The 18345-nt window shown below is 65.0% G+C and carries 18 protein-coding genes and 1 other RNA gene; 12 read left to right on the top strand and 7 right to left on the bottom strand.

The annotated features are described in order from the left end of the window. Nucleotides 1-63: 63 nt before the first annotated feature. Both DWB23_RS08350 and DWB23_RS08355 read right to left on the bottom strand, forming a co-directional pair. Nucleotides 64-402: a DUF5798 family protein gene (locus DWB23_RS08350; protein WP_121742365.1), complete on the bottom strand. Its 339-nt coding sequence runs from the start codon at nucleotides 400-402 to the stop codon at nucleotides 64-66. A 22-nt stretch (nucleotides 403-424) separates the two neighbouring features. Beyond that, a complete protein-coding gene (locus DWB23_RS08355; RefSeq protein WP_121742366.1) occupies nucleotides 425-640 on the bottom strand; it encodes a hypothetical protein in 216 nt (71 codons plus the stop codon). A 97-nt stretch (nucleotides 641-737) separates the two neighbouring features. Between DWB23_RS08355 and DWB23_RS08360 the strand changes: the two genes are divergently transcribed. The 3 genes from DWB23_RS08360 (at nucleotide 738) to ffs (ending at nucleotide 3660) form a co-directional block, all read left to right on the top strand. Continuing rightward, the gene (locus DWB23_RS08360) at nucleotides 738-2387 is read left to right on the top strand and encodes a potassium channel family protein (protein WP_121742367.1); all 1650 of its coding nucleotides are present in this window, start codon (nucleotides 738-740) and stop codon (nucleotides 2385-2387) included. 137 nt (nucleotides 2388-2524) lie between these two features. Beyond that, the gene (locus tag DWB23_RS08365; protein ID WP_121742368.1) at nucleotides 2525-3223 is read left to right on the top strand and encodes a DUF2270 domain-containing protein; all 699 of its coding nucleotides are present in this window, start codon (nucleotides 2525-2527) and stop codon (nucleotides 3221-3223) included. Between the two features lie 122 nt (nucleotides 3224-3345). Further along, nucleotides 3346-3660, top strand: an RNA gene (ffs, locus tag DWB23_RS08370) — signal recognition particle sRNA. A gap of 117 nt (nucleotides 3661-3777) precedes the next feature. On the opposite strand, the gene DWB23_RS08375 is transcribed toward ffs, so the two are convergent. From DWB23_RS08375 to DWB23_RS08385, 3 genes are all read right to left on the bottom strand, one after another. Then, nucleotides 3778-4713 (bottom strand): mechanosensitive ion channel family protein, encoded by a 936-nt coding sequence (locus DWB23_RS08375; RefSeq protein ID WP_121742369.1) that lies wholly within the window; start codon nucleotides 4711-4713, stop codon nucleotides 3778-3780. Nucleotides 4714-4717: 4 nt separating this feature from the next. After that, nucleotides 4718-4966, bottom strand: a complete 249-nt coding sequence (locus DWB23_RS08380) for a YhbY family RNA-binding protein (RefSeq protein ID WP_121742370.1) — start codon at nucleotides 4964-4966, stop codon at nucleotides 4718-4720. A 125-nt stretch (nucleotides 4967-5091) separates the two neighbouring features. Then, nucleotides 5092-5370 carry a ribonuclease P protein component 4 gene (locus DWB23_RS08385; RefSeq protein ID WP_121742371.1) on the bottom strand — a complete coding sequence of 93 codons (279 nt, stop codon included), beginning with the start codon at nucleotides 5368-5370 and terminating at the stop codon, nucleotides 5092-5094. Between the two features lie 296 nt (nucleotides 5371-5666). On the opposite strand from DWB23_RS08385, the gene DWB23_RS08390 reads away from it, so the two are divergent. The 4 genes from DWB23_RS08390 (at nucleotide 5667) to DWB23_RS08405 (ending at nucleotide 11041) form a co-directional block, all read left to right on the top strand. After that, nucleotides 5667-7469, top strand: coding sequence for an ABC transporter substrate-binding protein (locus DWB23_RS08390; protein WP_121742372.1), 1803 nt, complete (start codon nucleotides 5667-5669; stop codon nucleotides 7467-7469). A 5-nt stretch (nucleotides 7470-7474) separates the two neighbouring features. After that, on the top strand, nucleotides 7475-8302 hold the full coding sequence (locus DWB23_RS08395) for a phosphatase PAP2 family protein (protein WP_121742373.1): 828 nt from the start codon (nucleotides 7475-7477) through the stop codon (nucleotides 8300-8302). A gap of 94 nt (nucleotides 8303-8396) precedes the next feature. Then, entirely contained in the window at nucleotides 8397-10196 is a 1800-nt protein-coding gene (locus DWB23_RS08400) for an ABC transporter substrate-binding protein (protein WP_121742374.1), read from the top strand. Beyond that, nucleotides 10196-11041: a phosphatase PAP2 family protein gene (locus DWB23_RS08405; protein WP_121742375.1), complete on the top strand. Its 846-nt coding sequence runs from the start codon at nucleotides 10196-10198 to the stop codon at nucleotides 11039-11041. The genes DWB23_RS08400 and DWB23_RS08405 overlap by 1 nt, the downstream gene beginning before the upstream one ends. Nucleotides 11042-11295: 254 nt before the next feature. Here DWB23_RS08405 and DWB23_RS08410 read toward each other — a convergent pair whose 3' ends face one another. After that, nucleotides 11296-11679, bottom strand: a complete 384-nt coding sequence (locus tag DWB23_RS08410; protein WP_121742376.1) for a hypothetical protein — start codon at nucleotides 11677-11679, stop codon at nucleotides 11296-11298. A 293-nt stretch (nucleotides 11680-11972) separates the two neighbouring features. On the opposite strand from DWB23_RS08410, the gene DWB23_RS08415 reads away from it, so the two are divergent. Then, nucleotides 11973-12419 (top strand): DUF2391 domain-containing protein, encoded by a 447-nt coding sequence (locus DWB23_RS08415; protein WP_121742377.1) that lies wholly within the window; start codon nucleotides 11973-11975, stop codon nucleotides 12417-12419. Between the two features lie 122 nt (nucleotides 12420-12541). On the opposite strand, the gene DWB23_RS08420 is transcribed toward DWB23_RS08415, so the two are convergent. Then, nucleotides 12542-13303, bottom strand: a complete 762-nt coding sequence (locus DWB23_RS08420; RefSeq protein WP_121743052.1) for a DUF2797 domain-containing protein — start codon at nucleotides 13301-13303, stop codon at nucleotides 12542-12544. Nucleotides 13304-13527: 224 nt separating this feature from the next. On the opposite strand from DWB23_RS08420, the gene DWB23_RS08425 reads away from it, so the two are divergent. The 4 genes from DWB23_RS08425 to DWB23_RS08440 all read left to right on the top strand — a co-directional run bounded on the left by DWB23_RS08425 (nucleotide 13528) and on the right by DWB23_RS08440 (nucleotide 18320). Continuing rightward, entirely contained in the window at nucleotides 13528-15705 is a 2178-nt protein-coding gene (locus DWB23_RS08425) for an alkaline phosphatase D family protein (RefSeq protein ID WP_121742378.1), read from the top strand. A 73-nt stretch (nucleotides 15706-15778) separates the two neighbouring features. After that, nucleotides 15779-16123: a BsuPI-related putative proteinase inhibitor gene (locus DWB23_RS08430; RefSeq protein ID WP_121742379.1), complete on the top strand. Its 345-nt coding sequence runs from the start codon at nucleotides 15779-15781 to the stop codon at nucleotides 16121-16123. 103 nt (nucleotides 16124-16226) lie between these two features. Then, nucleotides 16227-17138, top strand: coding sequence for a CbiX/SirB N-terminal domain-containing protein (locus DWB23_RS08435; RefSeq protein WP_121742380.1), 912 nt, complete (start codon nucleotides 16227-16229; stop codon nucleotides 17136-17138). Between the two features lie 3 nt (nucleotides 17139-17141). Next, nucleotides 17142-18320, top strand: a complete 1179-nt coding sequence (locus tag DWB23_RS08440; RefSeq protein WP_238717372.1) for a DR2241 family protein — start codon at nucleotides 17142-17144, stop codon at nucleotides 18318-18320. Nucleotides 18321-18345 lie beyond the last annotated feature (25 nt).

Raw genomic sequence — 18345 nt, forward strand, 5'->3', positions numbered from 1 at the left:
TAGGTCTTGTCTTCTACCGATCGCCGACCGTCGTCGATCGGAAGGGGCCGGGGAGAACGGGCGTTACTCGGCGGAGGCGTCGGCCGCCTGGTTTTCGTCCGCGGCGGCGTCGGCTGGTTCGCCGTCGGATTCGCCGTCTTCCGCCGCCTCGAGTTCGGCCTCGTCGATGGCCGCCTCCGCGAGGATCTGCTCGCCGTCGATGCCCTGTTCGTCGGCTATTGCGAGCAGGAGGGCGCGCTGTTCGCCCAGTTGGTGGTCGAGACGCTTGACCGTCTCGTGGGTGTCGTCCATCTCCTCTTCGAGGCCGATGATTCGCTGCTGGAGTTGCTGTACCTGCTTGTACATCGCTTCGGCGCGATCCGAGAGGCTCTGAATCTTCTTTGCGGTGCTGCCAAGTCCCATGAGTAATGGATGTGTCGGCTAGCTAATGGGCCTTTTCCTCTCTCGTTCCGCCGACGTCGACGCCGACTCCGGACCAGACGTCGGCGAGTTCGGTGCCGTCCTCGGGGGTGCCGGAGGCGAAGCGTAACGCGTCCCGAAGGCGACGCTTGCTGTTCGCGGTGAACCGTTCGTCGGTCCCGCGGAAGCGTTCGTGGCCGTTCGGGCATCGGGTACGCGTCTCGGGTGTGGGACCTTGCACAGGCCCCACCAAGAACGATGACCGCCTCGGGCGTAGGTCGCCACGATTGAATGCCTGACGACAGAACCGGTCCGGACGGCGTCGGAACCGCGTAATCGTGGCCCGACTCACCGCTCGCGTCGCGGGGTATCTCGGCTCGCTCCTGATCCTGACGAGCGCGTACGCCGCCGTCTACTACTGGGGGATGGCGGCGCTCGAGGGCGAACCGCGAACGTGGTACCAGGCGCTCGAGGTCGTTATCCACTCGATGACGACGACGGGCTACGGCCAGGACGCGCCGTGGGAAACCCTCGAGATGACGGCGCTGGTCGTGTTGATCCAACTGACCGGCATCACCTACATCTTCGTCGCCGTCCCGCTGTTCGTCGTGCCGTGGCTGCAGACGCTCGTCCGGCCGACGCCGCCGGAACACGTCAACGAACTCGAAGATCACGTTATCATCGCCGGCTACACGCCGCTCTGTGCGTCGCTCGTCGACGAACTCGAGTCCGGTGGCACCGAGTACGTCATCCTCGAACCGGACGGAGAACGGGCGCAGTCGCTTCACGAAGACGGCCTCGTCGTTCTCCATGGCGATCCGGCGACCGACGACAGCCTCGATGACGCACAGATCGGTGACGCGCTCGCGGTCGTCGTCGACGAGTCGGAGATCGACCACATCAGCACGGTCATCGAACTGGCTGATCGCGACGACAAGCCGCGAGTGCTCGCCCTCGTTGCGGATCCGTCGCGGGCCCGATACTTCCGCTACGCCGGGGCCGACGAGGTGATCTCACCCAAACACCGCCTCGGAAAGGCGCTCGGAGACAAGGTACGGCCGGTCGTCGGCGGCGACGTCGAGTCCGACGGCGAGATCGAACTCGACGGGGACCTTCACCTGGTCGAGTACCCGGTCGAAGCGGACAGTCGGCTGTACGACGAGTCACTCGCCACCTTCCGACGCGTCGAATCCGGCGGTGCGACGGTCCTCGGTGCCTGGGTGCGAGGGAATTTTCTCCGGACGCTCCCCACGAACGTCCACGCCGACGAGAACACGACGCTGCTCGCCGTCGGAACGTCGGACGACCTCGAGCGTGTCGCCGAGGTGACCGGCTCGGCCGGCTCCGACTACCGACCCATGCGCGAACCGGTCCTCGTCGTCGGCACCGGAACCGTCGGCTCGTCCGTGATCGGCAACCTTGAGCGCGCTGATATCGAGACGGTCGTCCTCGATCGGCAGGACGGCGATCTCGTCGACGTCACCGGCGACGTTACGACTGAAGAGGGCCTCGGTGCGGCGAACGTCACCGACGCCGGAACCCTCGTGCTCGCGCTCGACGACGACGAGAGCGCGCTCCTCGCGACCCTCGTCGCGCGAGAGCTCAATCCCGATCTCGAGATCCTCGCGGCCGCCGACATCGAGGAGAACGTTTCCCGACTTCAGGCCGCCGGCGCTGACTACGCCCTCGGACTCCCGAACGTCGCCGGACGACTGCTCGTGCTTCGGATCTTCGAGCACGAGGCCATGACGTTCGGCGATCGGATTCTGTTTCTACGGCTCGACGTACCCGAACCGTTCGACGACGGCCTCGACAGGGCGGCGATTCGAAACCGAACCGGCTGTTCGGTCGTGGCGCTCGAGCGGGGCGGGGACCTGCTCACGGATATCGACGGCCGAGCGCTCGAAGGGAGCGACCGTCTCGTCGTCGCCGGGACCGAATCGGAGCTGTCTCAGTTTCGGGCGGTGTACGGGCTCGAGTCGCGATAATTCGATCGAAGAACGACCTCGAGGCACGCGGCCTGCTCCGCCTGTAGAGCGTTGGGGGAGTTGCGAACCGAAGCGAAATCGGGTCGCAGGCAACGAACGGGTAAACACGTGTAGGGCCTGGCGCCGTACCGATCGGTATGAGCGACGGCGATACCGACTTCGATCCCGAAGATCCCGCGGAGAAAGAGATCGGACGCGAGATGGTCGATCAGAGCACGGGGCTCGGCTCCGTCACGGCGCACCTCTACCGAGGCGAGGTAGAACGCACCGTCGGATGGCGTGACCGGCTCGATACCACCACGAACTGGGCGGTGACGGTGATGTCCGCGATCGTCGCCTACGCCTTCTCGGGCGACGTCTCGCACGCGGTCATTCTCGCTGGCATCATCATGGGCACCGTCTTCCTGTTCATCGAGGCGCGTCGCTTTCGCGCCTACGACGTCTGGCGCTCGCGCGTCCGGGTGCTGCAGGAGAACCTCTTCGCCAACGCGCTCGACCCGTCGGAGGGCGTCGAACGCGACGCGTGGCGCGCGGAGCTGAGCGAGGATTACCGCAATCCGACGACGAACATCAGCTACCGCGGCGCGTTCAGTCACCGATTACGCCGGGTCTACCTCCCGCTAATATCCGGGATGCTCGTCGGGTGGCTCTTTCACCTCTGGGCGTTCACCCCGGACGAGGCGTTCCCCGCGAGCGCGTCGCTCCCCGGCATCAGCGGCTATCTCGTCACCGCGGTCGTCGCCATCTATTACGTCGTGTTACTCGTCCTGGCCATTCCGCTCTCGCGGAAGGAACGCGGCGAGGCCGGCGCGGCAGACCACGGCAACCTCGAGTGACACCGAACGACGGACGTCTCGAGACCGCTCTCACGTCGCTCCGGCCCGATAGCCCCGCCTGACACCCGTGACTGCTGGCGATTAGAGAGACGAAAGGTCCTTAAGTTCCACCGTCCTACGAACGAGTGGATAGGTCGGGCAGTTTGGCCCTGCTCGTTACCCGCGCTATGGTCATTAGCGGGGACCAAACACCGCGGGCGTCCGGTCAGACCGGCCGGGGCCCCGGGAGCCAACAGAGAAGCCTCGTCCGCCGGGGACAGCGGTCCACGATGGCCGTCCGCAGGGACGCCCCATCGTGGTTAGCCGGCGACAGCCCATCAGGCGCGGAAGCGAGCAGTGGACCGCCGGACACCTGTCGCTCGACGGGTCGCGGGGTGGAGAAGGCAACTGGGACTCCCCCGACCGGAACGCCGGGCAACCGCGATTTCCATCATTCATACCGGTTTGTACGCTACGTGAGCGACGGCGCTACGCACCGCCGCTCACGCGAAAGATGAACGACGATCGGGCGCGCTACCCCGTCGTTCGCATCGCCACTCGAAAACGGTCGAATCTCACTCCGCCGGCTCGACGACGCTCGAGGAGGTCCCGAGGTCGAGTCCGCCCTCGAGCGTTCGAACGGGGTAGGGGATGTCGATTCTTTCCGCGTCGAAGCGCTGCTTGACCGCGGTGACGTACTCGCCGCGGGTTCGCACGAAGTCGCCGCGGGAGGGGTTCTCGATCCAGATTCGAGATTGGAGACCGACGTCGGAGTCGCCGAGTTCCGTGAGTCGGACCGACGGGCCGGGGTCGTCCATGATGTCGGCGTGGCGTTCGGCCTCGTCGATGATGATCTCGGTCGCCTGTTCGATGTCGTCGTCGTAGCCGATTCCGAAGACGAACTTCAATCGGAGCTTATCGGCGTCGACGGGGTTTTTGAGAACGTTGTCGGTGAGCGCGGAGTTGGGCACGGTCAGCAGTTCGTTGTCGAACGTTCGCACTCGAGTCACGCGAAGACTGATGTCCTCGACGATGCCCGCGTAGGTGCCGTCGTCCCACTCGATCCAGTCGCCGATCTTGAACGGGCGATCGGTGTAGATGAAGACGCCGGCGACGAAGTTTCGAATCACGTTCTGCATCGCGAGCCCGACCGCGAGCGCCCCCGCCGCGGCGATGCCGGCCATCGAGACGAGGAAGTTGCCGTAATCGGCGGCCCCGAACGCGACCGCGACGGCCACGAACAGGAGCAGGAAGTTCGCGATCATCAGCAGTGGCTTCTGTGCGTGGCGGTCGAGTTTCCGCCGATCGAACGCGCGTTTGAGCAGCGGGAGAACGACGAGTTTTCCGATCAGGTAGACAACGGCGAACGCGAAAACGAACGAGATCACCTGTTCGACAGCCGCGGCTTGCGCGGCGGTGAGGTTGCCGAACTCTTCGAGGAGGTTCCCGATCACTCCGGTTTCGCTTGCGCCGTCACCGCTCGCCTGGAGGAGGATTTCGCTGGTTCCCATCGATTTACCGGTGGACGACCGCCGTGTGTCCGCGCGTGTCGATCACGTCGGCATTGACGCGGTCTGCGAGATCGGCCGCCTTTTCTTCGGTCGAACTGCCCGCGCGGGCGGCGCGGAGGAATTTTACCTTCACGAGCGTTCGCTCCGAGAGCTGATCGCCGAGTTCGTCGACGACCGATTCGACGCCGCTCTTGCCGACCCAGACGGTGACATCGAGATCGTGCGCCTCCTGCTTGAGTTCCTGTTTATCCATACTCTCGAGTAGCGATGCGAGGCGTTTCAATCTTCCCGATTCGGAATCTCACTACGTTCTGCAAGGAATCGTACGGATGCAACGTCGGGAACGCATCCGCTGTTCTCTCACCACCGCGGTCGCGCTCACCCCTCGTAAGGGTATCGCGCGTGGGCCCCGCAGTCACAGGAGATGACGACGTGGCCGTCCTGCAGCCTGACGCGGGCGTTCTGTCCCGGACGAAGATACGCGTCACAGCGATCGCAGGTGAATCGTCGAAACTCCCGCGGGAGCGTGAGCCGGTTTCGCTCCGCGACGCGGCGCGCCAGACGAACGTAGTAGCGCGCCCGATCGTCGTTCCGATCCGCTGCCGCCGCTCGAGCCAACTCGTGAAGGCGCTCGAGGCGTTCGGCGGCGATGTCCACACTTCGCCTTTCGGGCGGGCGGATATAAGTCAGTGAAGGTTTTCGATCGATGGACGGCGGAGCCGCTGTAAACCTCTCGGAAATATTTTACGTTGGGCGGTCACCGACCCCGGCGTCGGATCAGTTGGCATCGCACTGATCGTCCGATCTGGTCGAGTCTCGTGCTACCCCCTCTCGTAGATCTCGATATTTGGGGGATAAGAACCGGTTGTTAAAAGAGTTTCGACCCTCCCCTATAGTCGATCGTAGTGCGAAATATTGTTATATATCAACAGCAAAGTGGTATAACAGACTGAATGAATTGTGATACGACCGGTTCGGTTGACGGCGTCGATCGGCGTTCGGTCCTGGCTGCTGGTGCAGCGGGGCTCTCGCTCTCGCTGAGCGGCTGTATCGATACTGTTCGAAGCGTCGTCACCGACGACAGCGATGACCAACTGTCACTCTCCATCGTCACGGTCCCCGCGGACAGTAACCGGGAGAGCGTCCGAATCGCCCGCCACCTTGAGTCGAATCTCGAGGCGGTCGGCGTGGACGTGACCCTCTCGATGCGTTCGGCGACCGATTTCCTGGAGATGATCCTGATCGACCGCGATTTCGATCTGTACGTTGGTCGCCATCCCGCTGATTTCGACCCCGACTTCCTCTACGAGGCCCTCCACTCCACGTACGCCGACGAAGCCGGCTGGCAGAATCCGTTCGGATACTCCAACCCGTACTTCTTCGACCCCCTCCTCGAGGCCCAGCGTCGGGCGGATGGTGATGAACGGCTCGAGAAACTCGAACCAGTCCTGAACGGGCTCGCAGAGGAGAAGCCGTTCGACCCGATCTGTCGGCCGACGGAGTATCGGCTCGCCGGAGATCGCTTCGACGGCTGGGACGATGACCACCTCGCCACGCGGCGTGGCTATCTCGGTCTCGAACCGGACGACGACGTCGATCGGCTGAACGCGCTTGTAACCGACGCACGACCCTCGCGAAACGTCAACCCGCTCTCGGCGACGATTCGGGAACGGGGCACGATCGTTAATCTGCTGTACGACTCCCTCGGAACCATCGTCGCCAGCGAGGACGAGGACGGGTTCGAGGTCGAGAAGTGGCTCGCCGAGTCCTGGGAGTGGGACACGTCGTCGGACGACGAGAAGACGACCGCGACCATCAGACTCCGGGAGGACTGTACGTTCCACGGCGAGGACGAGGTGCCGGTCACCGCGGAGGACGTGAAGTTCACCTACCGGTTCCTCGAGGACACCGCGCTCACTCACTCCGATACTCCCTCCCCAGCGCCGCGCTATCGCGGTCACGCGAGCGCCATCGACAGAATCGAGACCGACGCCGACGACGAACAGTGGCTCCGGATCACCTTCAACGCCGGCGAGGCGGTCAGCAAACGGGCCTTGACGGCTCCGATCCTGCCGCGACACGTCTGGCTCGAGGAACTCGACGACCGAATCGATAATCGACAGGACTTCTCGGCTCCGCAGGGACGGTGGGGGCTCGTCGTTACCGACTCGGTGCCCCCCATCGGGAGCGGGCCCTACCAGTTCGGGAGCCAATCCGAACGGAGCCATCTGACCCTCGAGCGCTTCGACGACCACTTCACGCTCGACGAGGACGTCGACCTCCCCGGACCGACCGTCGACGAACTCCGATTCACCGTGGATCCGGGCAGTTCGTCCTCGATCGCACAGGTCGAAAGCGACAACGCCGACCTCACGTCGTCGATGCTCGGTGCCCACTCGCTCGGGGACATCTCCGACGACACCACTGCCGAACTGATCGATGATCCCTCGTGGACGTTCTATCACGTCGGGTTCAACACGCGCACCGCACCGTGTAACGATCCTCGCTTCCGGCGCGCGGTAACCCAGTTGATCGACAAGGAGTGGATCGTTCAGGAGATTTTCTTCGAGGACCACGCGACACCGCTTTCGACCCCGGTGGCTGACGAGTGGGTCCCCGACTCCCTCGAGTGGGACGGCGCAGATCCCGTCACACCGTTTGTCGGGACCGAAGGAACGCTCAACGTCGAAGCTGCACGGGCGGCGTTCGAAGCGGAGAACTTCCGATACGATGATAACGGTCGGCTCTTGAAGTAGTACTGATGCTGACTGAGGTACTGACTAACCTCGTAATCGTCGTCGCGGTCTTGCTGTTGCTCTCGATTGCGCTGTTCGTCGGCCGGGAGCGACTCGAAACAACGCGAACCGAGTGGCGCGCTCGGGTTCGGACCTCCGGTCCGACCATTCTCGTCTTGCTAGTCGTGCTGGTGTTCAACCGCATCATGCGGTGGGAGCAGCCGGAGCTCAGCCTCACGACCCACATGACCTCGACGATCCGCAGTATCGAGGGGGACTTCGTCCTCATCTTTCAGGAGATCGCGACGCCGGAGCTTACGGAATACTTCTCGTTCATCTACGTTTACGGCTACACGTTTTTGCTGATCTTCCCGGCCATCGCGTACTTCGCCCTCTCGGACACCAAGGCGTTCCGACGGCTGATGACGGCCTACGCGCTCAACTACGCGCTCGGCGTCGTCCTGTACATGCTCGTGATCGCGTACGGCCCGCGAAACGTGTTCGCCGGCGAACTGGCCACCGTCCTCTACGACCACAGTCCGGAGTACCAGTACGTCACTCGCGAAGTCAACCAGAACACCAACGTCTTCCCGTCGCTCCACACGTCGCTTTCGGCGACGGTCGGCGTCTTCGCGTTCATCACCCGCTCGAGCTATCCGAAGTGGTTCCCCGTCGCCCTCGTGCTCTCTACCAGCGTCATCATCTCGACGATGTATCTGGCGATTCACTGGGCGGTCGACGTCGTCGCTGGGCTCGCTCTCGCGGCCTTCTGCGTCTACGTCTCCTACCAGTTGGTCGGCCGCTGGTCGCTGTCGGACCTGTACGACCGGGTGACCGGAACCGACCGACGCTAACCCGCAACCGGGACGGGCTCGCGACTCGACGCCTCGCGGACCGGCAGCGTAATACTGTTATACCGCCGTCAGTGAACTGTGACAAACGATCGGAATGAGTGATGAACGGGGTACGGCTGGCGGAACCAGTGTCGGAGATAGCGCTGACAGCGACGCTACGGGCGGAATCAGCCGTCGGGCTGCGCTGGCCGGAGCCGTCGGGCTGACGGCCTCGACCAGCGGTTGCGTCCGCCAGCTTCGGAGCATCGTCAACCGGGACGATATCGAACAGCTCTCCCTGACGATCACGACCCTCCCCGCGGACGGTGACCGGGAGAGCATTCGGCTCGCTCGAGAGATCGCCGCGGTGCTCGAGGCCGTCGGCGTCGACACCTCGATCGAGATGCGGTCCAACGAGGAGTTTCTGCGGGCCGTCCTGATCAATCACGACTTCGACGTCTACGTCGGCCAGCATCCCGGCGGGACCGACCCGGACTTTCTGTACGAGGCGTTGCACTCGCTGTACGCCGACGAATCCGGCTGGCAGAATCCCTTCGGCTTTACGAACCTGCTGGTCGACGACTTACTCGAGACCCAGCGAGAGGCCGACGACGAGTCCCGTCGCGACGCCGTCGCGACGATGCTCGAGGCGGTGGCCATCGAACAGCCGTTCGTTCCCATCTGCAGCCCGATCGAGCACCGACTCGCCAGGACCGACCGATTCGACAACTGGTCGGAGGGCGATCTCACCACGCGACACGGCTACCTCGGACTCGAACCGCAAACGGAGGAGAGTAGCGACCTGCTTCGGGCCGTCAACTTAGATTCTCGCCCGTCACAGAACCTCAACCCGCTGAACGCCGAGTACCGCGACCGGGGGACGTTCGTCGATCTGCTGTACGACTCGCTCGCGACTATCGACGGCGACCGATCGCTCGAGCCGTGGCTCGCTGAGGAGTGGGAGTGGACGGATGAATCGACGCTCACCGTCGATCTCAGAGCCGACTGCGCGTTCCACGACGGTGAGCCCCTCACCGCCGACGACGTCGCCTTCACTTATCGCTTCATCGCCGACACCATGCGTGGCGACGGCCCGTCTCCAGCCCCGGCACCGCGCTATCGCGGCCGCGTCGACGCGATCGACGAGGTCACGGTACGCGACGAGTACCGCCTCGAATTTGCGCTCGAGACGGCCCGAACGGTCGGCGAACACGCGCTGACGGTTCCGGTCCTTCCCGAGCATATCTGGGCGGACCGCGCGGAGACGGCCGCCGTTCCGGGGGTTCGCGTCGCCCAGGGAACCACCGACGCGGTCGTGACGGACAACATCCCGCCGGTCGGCAGCGGTCCGTTTCAGTACGGCAGTCACACCGAGCGCGAACACGTCACCTTCGAGCGCTTCGACGACCACTTCACGCGTCGCGGAGGCGTCGACCTGTCCGAAGCGACGGTCGAAGAGCTTCGGGTTCAGATCGATCCGCGGAGCACGTCGGCGATTCAACTGATCGAGGACGGCAGCGCGGACGTCACGAGTTCGCGCCTCGAGAACTACGTCATCAACGACGTCGAGGAGACGGACGCCGTTCAGTTGCTCGAGTCGCCGTCGTGGACGTTCTATCACCTCGGGTTCAACGCGCGCAAGGCACCCTTCGGGAACCCGCGACTTCGGCAGGTCATCGCCCGGCTGATCGACAAGGCGTGGCTGGTCGAGGACGTGTTCCACGGCCGTGCGACGCCGATTGCGACGCCGGTGACGGGCGAGTGGGTTCCCGACTCCCTCAAGTGGGACGGCGAGGATCCGGAGATGCCCTTCCTCGGTTCGGACGGCGAGGTCGACGTGGACGCGGCACGGACGGCGTTCGAGGAGGCCGGCTTCCGATACGACGGCGACGGCAACCTCCGGGTGAGACAGTAATGCTGGGCAGAGTGCTGGTACAGTTGGCCGTGGTCGTGACGCTCATGGTCCTCCTCTCGACCGCGGTCTTCGTCGGCCGATACCGGCTCCGAGAGACGCGGGTCGAGTGGCGAGACAGGATTCGCGCTGCCGCCCCGATCACGGTCGTGCTCGCCATCGTCTTGCTGTTCAACAGCGTCGCCAGGCAGGTCGTGCCGGATCTCTCGTGGATGATCGACTGGAACCTGACGTGGGCGATCTACGACATCGAGGGCCAGTTCATCGTCTGGCTCCAATCGTACTCGACGCCGGCGGTGACGGCGTACTTCTCGTTTAGCTACATTTACAGCTACGTCTTCTTGCTCGTCTTCCCCGTCGTCGCCTACTTCGCGCTCTCGAACACGCGGCCACTCCGCGAGTTGCTGACGGCGTACACGCTGAACTACACGCTCGGATTGGCGTTGTACGTCTTCGTCATCGCCTACGGCCCGCGAAACATCATGCCCGAACTCGTCCAGGCGTTGTTGTACGATACGTACCCGGAGTACCAACACCTCACGCGACAGGTCAACCGCAATACCAACGTCTTCCCGTCGTTACACACCTCGCTCGCGGCCACCGTTTCGTTCCTGGCCTATCGGACGCGGGAGATCTATCCGAAGTGGAACCTCGTCGCGGCCGCCCTCGGCGTCTCCGTCGCGATTTCGACCATGTATCTCGGTATTCACTGGGCGATCGACGTCGTCGCCGGCATCGTCCTCGCGTACATCAGCGTCGAACTCGCCCACCTACTGGTCGGACGCTGGTCGCTCTCGACGTGGATCGACGGTCGCGTGCCGTCGCTCGAAACCATCCGAAACCGGTAATCGTCTCGGCCGCGGATCGAGCGTTTCGTCCCTCCTCCGTGATCGCTTCGCTGCCACCGGCATCTGCGCCCACGTTCCGCGTCTCCTCGGACTCGAGGCTCAGCGGTTCGATGACGGGATGCGTTCGGCCCCGAGGCGGCGGCCGGAAATCTTCGAGCGACACGCGGGGAGATGATCGGCGAGTAACGAAGCGAGCCGGCGCTATCGGGTCCGTCGACGAAACCGCGAAAACTGCGCGGACGGCGTGGGGTTCGTTAGTTGTCCTCGAGCGCGTCGGCGATGCGCTTGAGCGCGCGGGTCTGGTCGCGCATCTCGTCGCGGAGCTGCCGGACTTCTTGGACGAGTTCCTCGTTGCCGACCTCTTCGCCGCGGCCACCCGGGCCGCCGCCCATACCGCCGGGACCGCCGGGGCCGCCACCGCCGCCCATCATGCCGCCCATCATCTGCGCGAAGGGATTACCGCCGCCGCCCATGCCGCCGGGGCCGCCACCGCCGCCGCCGAACGGACTCTCCGGGGGCTCACCCTCGCCTTCTCCCTCTTCGGCTCGTTTCTCTCGGATCTCTTCGACTCGCTCGCGGAACGACTTCTCCTCGCCGCCCTCGTCTCCGTCGTCGGTGGATTCGTTTTCGTCGGCCATACCTCAGATTCTGTATCGGCGCGGAAAAGGATTGCCATGTGGTAGACACACGGGGTCGTACCGGGGCGTATTGGCGATCGGTCGCAACGAAGCGCGATCAGTATCCGCTGACTGCTGTCCGGTGGCGTGCTTCCACGAGACGAAACCGACGGGACGGATTTCCACATCACGGTGGAGAGAACGATCGAATCGAGGGCTGGAAACGCGGATGACGGAAGCCGGGAGTGTCGGGTCGGCCTCGTTCGTCCCGCGTTATCGCTTGATATTTCACGACCGGATCGATACTCACGCGTGTGAGATTACAACGGCCGCGTCGTCCACGGGGATTCCGACCCGCCGATTCCGCACAGCAGATCGTCGGCGGGTTTCTGCTCGCGGGGCCATTCGTCGTGACCGAGGAGGTCTGGGATCTGGCGGATAATATGAGCGTTGTGCAGGCGCTCGTGACGGTCAGCATCGTGTTCGCCATCGGATACGCGACGCTGTACAAAGCGGATACGAAACGTGATGCGACGGACGAGCAGGAAGTCGTCGGTATCCCGATCCGATTCATTTCGCTCATGTGCGTCTCGTTCGGTTCGGTGACGATTCTCGCGCTCCTGTTCGACGCCCCCGATACGTTTATCGAGTCCAGCAAAACGACCACCGCGATGGCGGTAACCACCTTCAAAGCCGTGAGCGTCGGCTCCGTTTTTAGCGTGGTCGGGGCGGCGACGGCCGACAGCGTCTTTTCGCGGTAGCAGCCGTGTGACGCGCGGTCTATCGCTAGGGGAGTCGAGTCGAATTATTCTACGAAGATAACGGAACATCCCCAGCACGACGCCGATTCGGCGGCGCTACTCGGATTCTCTCAGTTTTCGGACTAGCCGAACGAACCGAGCGAGGACTGGAGGTTGCGACTCGTCGATTCGCCCGCGACGAGATCGTAGCCCACGAGGTCGCGCATGTCGACGGCGTAGGTCGTCCCGCCTCGCTCGAGAACCAACAGTCGCCCCTTCACGCCGACGACGGTCCCCGCGGCGATCGTTTCGCGGACCGGTCGCGCCTCGCATTCGAGGCCGTAGTCCAGGTCGAACCGTTCGATGACGTCGAACTCCTCGAGAGTGGCCTTCCAGGCGGCCTCGTCGACGTCGCTCGCGAGGGCGGCGACTTTGGAGCCGGTTCGAACCCGATCGACCAGCCGCGTCGCGATTTCGGATTCGATCTCGCGGGCGATCCGGCCGTTCGAGACGGTGTGTACGTGGGCCGCCCGATCGGCACCCTGTTCCCTGAGGCGGGTCTCGAGTCGCCGACGCTTCGTCACGCCGACTTTGAACGTATCGGGGGCGAACGCGGCGACGTAGACGGCGTGTTCTTGATAGCAGTCCATCTCGTCTTTCAGACAGGTACCCGTACAGCGGGCACAGATCCACGTGCTGGTGTGATACTCGCAGTAGGGGGCCGACGGTCGGTCGCACGCGACGTGCTCGCCGTCGTCGATGGTGCCGGCGCAGTGACGCGAGCCGAGCGAATAGGAGAGGGAGTCGCCGGCCTCGAGCGGGCGGCGCTCGACCTCACAGCCGTCGCCGTCGCTGACCAGGAGCGCCGAGCCGTTCCCGCTCGATTCGTAGCCGACCAGTTGCACGGCCGACGGTTCGGGCCGGGCGTAAATAGACGTAGCGCTCCGTTGCGCCGGCGGACCGGTCGCCGTTCGCACGCCCGTCCTCGGAGAGTGGCGCGTTTCGTTCCGCTACGATCGGCAACGTACTGATACAGCAGCAGATATATGCATATTATAACTTATATATTTTAATATATGTAAAATATATAAATTATTGTAGTACTCGAAGGACTGATCTATCGCGGTCTATGACAGAGAGCCACTCGAACGGACGAGGCGAACCGGATGACGACCGACGGGCGTTTCTTCAGACCATCGGACTGGCCGCAACGTCGACCGGCCTGGTCGGAACCGCAGTCGGTGAAACGAGCGCGGACGAACCGAACTCGAATCGGGGCGACGGCCTCGTGTCGCTGACCCACGGCGTGGCTGCGGGCGACGTCACCGCTACCACGGCGGTCGTGTGGGCGCGCGCGGTCAACGACGCGACGATTCACGTCGCGTACAGCCGCGATCGGTCGTTTAGCGGCGTCAACTACGACCGGACGACGGTCGACGACGAGACGGATTACACCGGACAGCTCCGACTGTCGGGGCTCGAGCCCGGAACTCGCTACCACTATCACGTCTGGGCGACGGGGGCAGAGACGTCGTACCGACCGCTGTCCGAACGAAACGACGCCGACGGCGCTCGAGGCCGGAGCCGAAACGCCACGGCGGCAGACCGGAACGAGTCGACCCGGAACGACGGCGGGCCGCAGAACGGGTCGGAAGGCGGCGGCCGAGGCGACGGACCAACCGACGGGGCGGTCCCCGATGCGGTCGAAAGCGGGACGTTTCTCACGGCACCGGCACCGGACGACGAAGCGGGCGTCAGCTTCGCCTGGAGCGGCGACACGTGGGGCTACGGTGACGATCCCGTCGAACCGCCGTTCCCGGGCCTGCTGACGATCGCGGAGCGAGAACCGGACTTCTTCCTCTATCACGGGGACACGATCTACGCCGACGCGCAGACGCCGGCCGGGAAGATCACCGAGGACACGCCGATCGACGACGCCCTCGAGATCTACCGGGAGAAGTACAAGGAGATGCGCGACCCGCCGGCGGAGATCGCCGAGCGAACGAACCTGCGGGAACTCCTCGAGACGACGTCGGTCTACACCGTCTGGGACGACCACGAAGTCATCAACAACTTCGCGGGACCGATCGAGCCGCTGATGCCCGAGGGGCGGCGGGCCTTTCGCGAGTACTGGCCGCTCGACCGGGACGACGGGGCCGATCCCGGCGAATCCAACCGGTTCTACGACTCCTTCCGGTGGGGGAAACACGTCGAGTTGTTCGTCATCGACACCCGCCAGTACCGCGACCCGAACGTCGACCTCGACTCGAAAACGCTGCTCGGCGAGGCCCAACTCGAGTGGCTGAAGGGAGCGCTCGCCGACTCCGATGCGACGTGGAAGCTCCTCGCCTCGCCGGCCCCGCTGGGGTATCCGTCGGACTCGTGGGCGACGCCGACCGATCGAACCGGCTACGAGGCGGAACTCCTCGAGGTGATCGAACACGTGCAGACGGAGCCCGTCTCGAATCTGGTCGTCGTCGCGGGAGACGTCCACAAGTCGGTCGTAGGCGCGTTCGACCCCGACGACGACGGCGAGTTCGAGTTCTTCGAGGCTATCGCCGGACCCCTGGGTGCGCCGGCGGGCGAACCCGACGACCTCTATCCCGCGTTGAATCCGACGGAGTTCTTCGCGAAAGGCGAATACGCCAACTTCGGCACCGTGGAGGTCGACGAATCGGGCGAAACGCTGACGATCGGTATCTACGACGAGTACGGAACCGAAGCGTTCAGGAAGACGATCCACACGGACGATATCGACGCCGGCACCGAGCCGGTCACCCGCGTCGAGAGCACGTTCGACGAGGACGCCGACGGCTGGCTCGTCTCGCAAAACGGCGGGAGCAACCGCCCCGTCTACCGAGAGCGCGACGGCAATCCCGGCGGCCACATCAGCGACGAGGAGAATCAGGGCGGCGTCGCCTGGTACTATCAGGCACCGTTCAAATTCCTCGGCGACCGCGAGGCGTTCTACGGCGGGTCGCTCTCGTTCGACCTTCGCCAGGCCCGGACCGATCAGCAGTTCGACGCCGAACCGGTCGAGGGCGGCGACATCCTGCTCGCGAGCGGGGACAAGAGGCTCGTCTACGAGTTCCGCGGCCCCGACAGCAATCCGGGGGTGGAGTGGACGTCCTTCGAAGCGCCGCTGACGGCCGACGCGACGTGGATCGATCTCACGAGTCGGGAGCCGTTCGCGACCGAAGCGCGGTTCCGCGCCGTCCTCGCCGATTTGGAAGTGCTCCGAATCCGCGGCGAGTACCGGTCCGGCGACGATACGAGCTACCTCGACAACGTCGTCCTCTCGAGGTAGCCCGGCGCGAACAACGGTCCCGCTCTGTTTCGCTTCGGGAAGACCTATCCCGGACGGGACCGAACCGCGAGCCATGACGCTCGAGGGATCGCTCGAGGCGGCGGTCGACGGCGCGACGGACGCGGTATCGTTCGCGTTCACCGTCACCAATGAGGGGGCCGAGCCGGTCGAACTCCGGTTTACGGACGCGTGTAAGGCGGAGTTCGTGGTCTCGGACGACGGGAACGAACGCTGGCGGTTCACCGAGGGACGCCTGTTCGCGCAGGTGCTCGGTTCGGAGACGCTCGCGCCCGCCGAGTCGGCGACGTACGAGGCGGAGTGGTCCGCCCCCGAGCCGGGCGAGTACACCGCGCTCGCGGAGTTGCGAGCGAGAGACGAGAGCTGCGAGGCGCGAACGGCGCTCTCGGTGCCGTCGTGACGCCCGTCGGTTGACGGGTGAGGGATCGAGCGCGCCGCCGTCGGACCCGGCGACGAGCGCCGACAGCGAAGCGGATAAACCGTCCCCATCCTAACGGGCGCGTATGAAAGCGCTGGTTATCGTGGCGCACGGCTCGCACCTGAATCCGGACGCCTCGGACCCCACCTACGCCCACGCGGACACCGTCCGCGAGACGGGCGCGTTCGACGAGGTCCGCGAGGCGTTCTGGAAGGAAGAACCGCACTTTCGCGAGGTGATCCGCACGGTCGAGTCCGAGGAGGTGTTCGTCGTCCCCCTCTTCATCAGCGAGGGCTACTTCACCGAGCAGGTGATCCCACGCGAACTGCGCCTCGAGTCGTGGGATCCCGAGAGGTGGGACTCGGACGGGACCGACGCCTCCCAGGTCACGCTCGAGGCCGAAGACGTGGGGAAGACCATCCACTACTGCGGCCCGGTCGGCACGCACGACGCGATGACGGACGTCATCGTCCAGCGAGCCGAGACGGTCACCGAGGACCCCGATGTGGGCGACGGCTTCGGTCTCGCGGTCGTCGGCCACGGCACGGAGCGCAACGAGAACTCCGCGAAGGCCGTCGAGTACCACACCGACCGCATCCGCGAGCGGGGTCGCTTCGACGAGGTGAAGGCGCTGTTCATGGACGAGGAACCCGAGGTCGACGACGTCACCGACTACGTCGAGTGCGACGATATCGTCGTCGTCCCGCTCTTTATCGCCGACGGCTACCACACCCAGGAGGACATTCCGGAGGACATGGGATTGACCGAGGACTACCGACTCGGCTGGGGCGTGCCGAGCGAGGTCGACGGGCACCGCATCTGGTACGCCGGGGCCGTCGGCACGGAGGGGCTGATGGCCGACGTCATCCTCGAGCGGGCGGCGGACGCCGGGGCCGATATCGGCGGCGCACTCGAGTCCGTTCGCGAGGGGGTCACGCTGACGGGCGAGAGCGGGCGTGGCTCCGACGCGGGACCGAACGCCGAGGCGGGGGACTGACGGGTGACGCTGTCGACGGCCGATCTCGAGGCGCTGGTGGCCGCCGTCGAGTCCGACTCGGGGATCGAGTTCGACGGCCTCCGGATCGATCGCGAAGACGGCGCGTACGTCCTCGAGACGCCCGAGAGCGAACGGAGCGGCCTCGAAGCAGACGACCTCGAGCAGGCGCTCGAGCCGCTCGCTGCGTACGTCACGAACTGGCGCTACTGGCGCGAGCGGGTCGGCGGCGAGGGAACCGCTCGCCGGGCGTTCCTCCGATGGTGTGAACGAGCGCCGCTCGAGGGAGACGAGTCCGCCGAGCCATCGTCGACCGACGACCGGTCCGGCGGTGCGGCGTCGGCCGACGGCGGGACGCTCGCGGTTCCCGACCGATACGCGGCGCTCCACGACGGAATCGATCGCGAGTGGGGACAGCTGTGTCTCACCGCGCGTCTCGTCGACGATGCGGACGAACCGGCCGGCGAACGAGTCTACGACTGTTGGCACGTCGACGACGCCGACAGCGACCTCAGCGACCTCGAGATTCACGACGATCCCCGAGACGCCCGCGAGATCGCGACCTACGACGAGGACGGGCGATACCGCCCGCTGAAGACCGCACCCACGCTGGTCTCGGGGTGGGCCTTCGTCGGCCTCTCGGGTGCGGAACTCGTCGAGACGATCGACTTTTTCTACCCCGCGACGGTCGCCAACTGGCACCGCGAGCGTCGGGGCCGTCTGGACGTCGATCACTGGATCGAGACGGCCGAGCGCCAGACGGGCATCTACGACGTGGTCGACGAACTGCCCCGCGAGGCCGTCGAGTGGATGACCGAAGCCTGCTGCGTCGACTCCCAGTGTCTGCGCCGGCGCGAATGGGGGTACGACGAGGACGACCCGATCGACGTCGACGGCGGCGACGGCCCGTTCCCCTGTCGCGAGCCGTGTTCGCTCGTCGTCGCCGCCGCCCGCAAATGGGCCATCCTCGAATCCGAAGCGGAACGCACCTACGAACTCGAGTTGACGACGAGCGAACTGAACCAGCTGGCGGAACTGATCGATGCGGTCGCCGAGGGCCGCACCGACGACATTCGCGAGGCGGACGTCAACGACGGCGCGAACCGCTACCGTGCGCGATATCTCCGCGCCAAGCGCTTCGACGACGAGGGGACCCTCGAGACGCGGGAGCGACGCGAGGAGTGACGGCGGAGTGCGAAGTGGCGGTCGC

Source organism: Natronorubrum halophilum (genome assembly GCF_003670115.1).
GTDB lineage: Archaea > Halobacteriota > Halobacteria > Halobacteriales > Natrialbaceae > Natronorubrum > Natronorubrum halophilum.